Here is a 2750-nt window from a genome sequence, read left to right as displayed (position 1 = left end):
ATTATTCAGGCATCTCAAAATCATATAAATCTTTTAACTCTTTTTTTGAATATTCAACTATTTGAACTTTAAGCATGTGAACATCATCAATAGGTTTGTCTTTAGTATTTGTTTTTACATCTGCAATTTCAGAAACTGCATCTAATCCGGAAAATACAATTCCAAAAACAGTGTATTTAGTATCTAAAAAAGAAGTCCCATCAGTATTTTCAACAATATAAAACTGTGAACCGCTTGATTCTCTGTCAGGATTCACATTATCAGAAAGCCTTGCTGCACCTACTGCACCATAAACATGCTTAAGACTTGTATCAAATTCAGCAGGAATTCTGTAGCCGGGTCCACCTGTTCCTGTTCCGGTAGGATCACCTGTTTGAATTACAAAGTCATTAATTACCCTGTGAAAAATAATGCTATCAAAATATTTTTCAGTTGTTAGTTTTATAAAGTTTTCTTTGTGTTTAGGCGTTTTATCATACAGCCAAATAAAAATATCACCATATTCTGTGGTTATTTTTATTGTTTCATATTTAGTAACCGGAGCGGGAGGAGCAGGAGGATTAGGTTCTGGTTCATCTTTTTCACAGTTAACAAACAATACTAATGAGAAAGCAAGAAGAAAATATAAGAATGTTTTCATTTTTCAATAAGTTTTAATTTTTTAAAAAGTACAAGTTTACACATTTTTTTGTTTAATATTGATTAATAACTATATATTTGCCCACTAAATAAAAAACATTTTAAATATTTTAAATATCAAAAGGTAATATGAACATTTCAAAAGACAAAGTCGTTTCTCTAACATATACATTAAAAGTAGAAGGAACTAATGAAATAATAGAAGAAGTCAAAGAAGATAAACCTTTAACTTTTATTTTTGGAAAAGGTCAGATGTTAGCAAAATTTGAAGAGAATCTAAAAAACTTAAAAAACAATGATACATTTGATTTCGTTTTAAAAAGTGAAGAATCTTATGGTCCTATAAATGATCAAGCTATTGTTGACCTCCCAAAAAACTTGTTTGTAGTAGAAGGTAAACTCCAAGAAGAATTACTTGTTGTTGGCAAGATTGTACCTATGCAAGATAAAGAAGGCAGAAGAATGGACGGCAAGGTAATTACTGTTTCTGATGATTTAGTAAAAATGGATTTTAATCATCCTTTGGCAGGCAAAGACCTGTACTTTAAAGGTGAAGTTTGTAATATGAGAGAAGCAACAGCCGAAGAATTACAAAAAGGTAGCATTACTCATACGGGTTGTGATGGCTGTGATGGGAATTGTCATTAGTACCATTGCAAAAACAAAGTAATAGATTGATAAATGAAAGGGAAGTAATGAGAGTTGAGTTGTTGATGTAGTGACTTAGCAAATTATTTCTTTGCTTTCTTTCGTCTTTTCTTAGTCATCGCTTTAGTTTTAGCCTTAGTCTTCTTAGTCTTTGTTACTTTGGCATCTTCAATAAGAGCTTTCCAATTATCATCGGTATCTTGTGTAAAATCAAGTGTATCTGCATAATCGTTTTTGTCAATTTTTAATACTTCAATTTTACTATTTAAAAACTCTTGGATTTCTATTAGAATATCTTTTTCATTTGAACTGCAAAACGAAACTGCAAAACCTTTTTGCGTTCCTCTACCTGTTCGTCCAACTCTATGAACATAATTTTCAGATTTATCGGGCAAGTCATAATTTACTACATAATCAACATTGGGAATATCAATACCCCTAGCACTAACGTCTGTAGCGATTAACATTTTAACATCGCCATTTTTAAATTTATCCAATATTTTAAATCTTTCATCCTGTTCTTTGTCGCTGTGTATGGTCATGCTTTTTATCCCTACTCTTTCCATTGCTTTTAACACTCGCTCTGCACGTACTTTTGTACGCACAAAAACAAGAATTTTGCTTTCGAGATTTTCATTTACCACACGTTCAAGAAAAAAACGTTTATCATCCATTTCAATAAAAGCTACCGAATGATTAACGTTTTTTGCAACAGGATTTTTGGGAGATATTTGAATACGAATAGCATTATGAACCAATGAATATGCAAGCTTTTTAATTTTGTCATCAATAGTGGCAGAGAAAAATAAAGTCTGACGATTCCTAGGCAAAAATCTTATTAAGTCATTAATATCTTTTATAAAACCAAGGTCAAGCATGTGATCAGCTTCATCGAGTACAAGGATTTTTATTCTTGACAACCTAAGATGTCCTTGATTTACAAGGTCAAATACTCGTCCAGGCGTGGCTATTAAAACATCAACACCTTTTTCTAATTTTTCAATTTGAGGGTCTTGCTCCACACCACCAATAACATAATATGTTTTCACTCTCGTATTTTGTCCCAGCTCTTGAAAAACATCTGTTATTTGTTTTGCTAGTTCATGAGTAGGAACCATAACAATGCATTTAACACCATCAGGGCGTTTCATGTTTTTTTGTTTGTGAAGCATGTTTATGATAGGAATTGCAAAAGCAGCAGTTTTTCCTGTACCTGTTTGAGCAACAGCAAGCACATCCTCTGAATTTAATATATGAGGTATTGATTTATATTGAATATCTGTGGGTCGCCTAAATCCTGCTTTCTCTAAATTCTTTTTTATCTCAGGAATAATATTGTAATCTTCAAACTTCATATTTTGCTATTTTTTCAAGTGCAAAGATACAATGCTTTTTTATCAATCCTTAACAAGCAACTTTTCCGTAAAAATCATATCCTCCGAAATTATTGAATATAATACCAA

General features: G+C 31.5%; 3 protein-coding genes. 1 reads left to right on the top strand and 2 read right to left on the bottom strand.

The window, feature by feature from the left end:
* Position 1: 1 nt before the first annotated feature.
* Complete coding sequence (locus U9R42_08535) at positions 2–640, bottom strand: peptidylprolyl isomerase (protein MEA3496068.1); 639 nt, start codon at positions 638–640, stop codon at positions 2–4.
* Between the two features lie 128 nt (positions 641–768).
* Between U9R42_08535 and U9R42_08530 the strand changes: the two genes are divergently transcribed.
* On the top strand, positions 769–1287 hold the full coding sequence (locus U9R42_08530; protein MEA3496067.1) for an FKBP-type peptidyl-prolyl cis-trans isomerase: 519 nt from the start codon (positions 769–771) through the stop codon (positions 1285–1287).
* A gap of 83 nt (positions 1288–1370) precedes the next feature.
* On the opposite strand, the gene U9R42_08525 is transcribed toward U9R42_08530, so the two are convergent.
* Positions 1371–2642 (bottom strand): DEAD/DEAH box helicase, encoded by a 1272-nt coding sequence (locus U9R42_08525; GenBank protein MEA3496066.1) that lies wholly within the window; start codon positions 2640–2642, stop codon positions 1371–1373.
* Positions 2643–2750 lie beyond the last annotated feature (108 nt).

This window comes from Bacteroidota bacterium (genome assembly GCA_034723125.1).
In the GTDB taxonomy this organism is placed as follows: domain Bacteria; phylum Bacteroidota; class Bacteroidia; order CAILMK01; family JAAYUY01; genus JAYEOP01.
The sequence above is the reverse complement of the archived record's forward strand: the minus strand, read 5'-3'. Positions and strand labels throughout refer to the sequence as shown.

Excerpts from the sequence above, each read along its gene's own strand:
- U9R42_08535 (MEA3496068.1), bottom strand. The coding sequence starts at position 640 with ATGAAAACATTCTTATATTTTCTTCTTGCTTTCTCATTAGTATTGTTT.
- U9R42_08530 (MEA3496067.1), top strand. The coding sequence starts at position 769 with ATGAACATTTCAAAAGACAAAGTCGTTTCTCTAACATATACATTAAAA.
- U9R42_08525 (MEA3496066.1), bottom strand. The coding sequence starts at position 2,642 with ATGAAGTTTGAAGATTACAATATTATTCCTGAGATAAAAAAGAATTTA.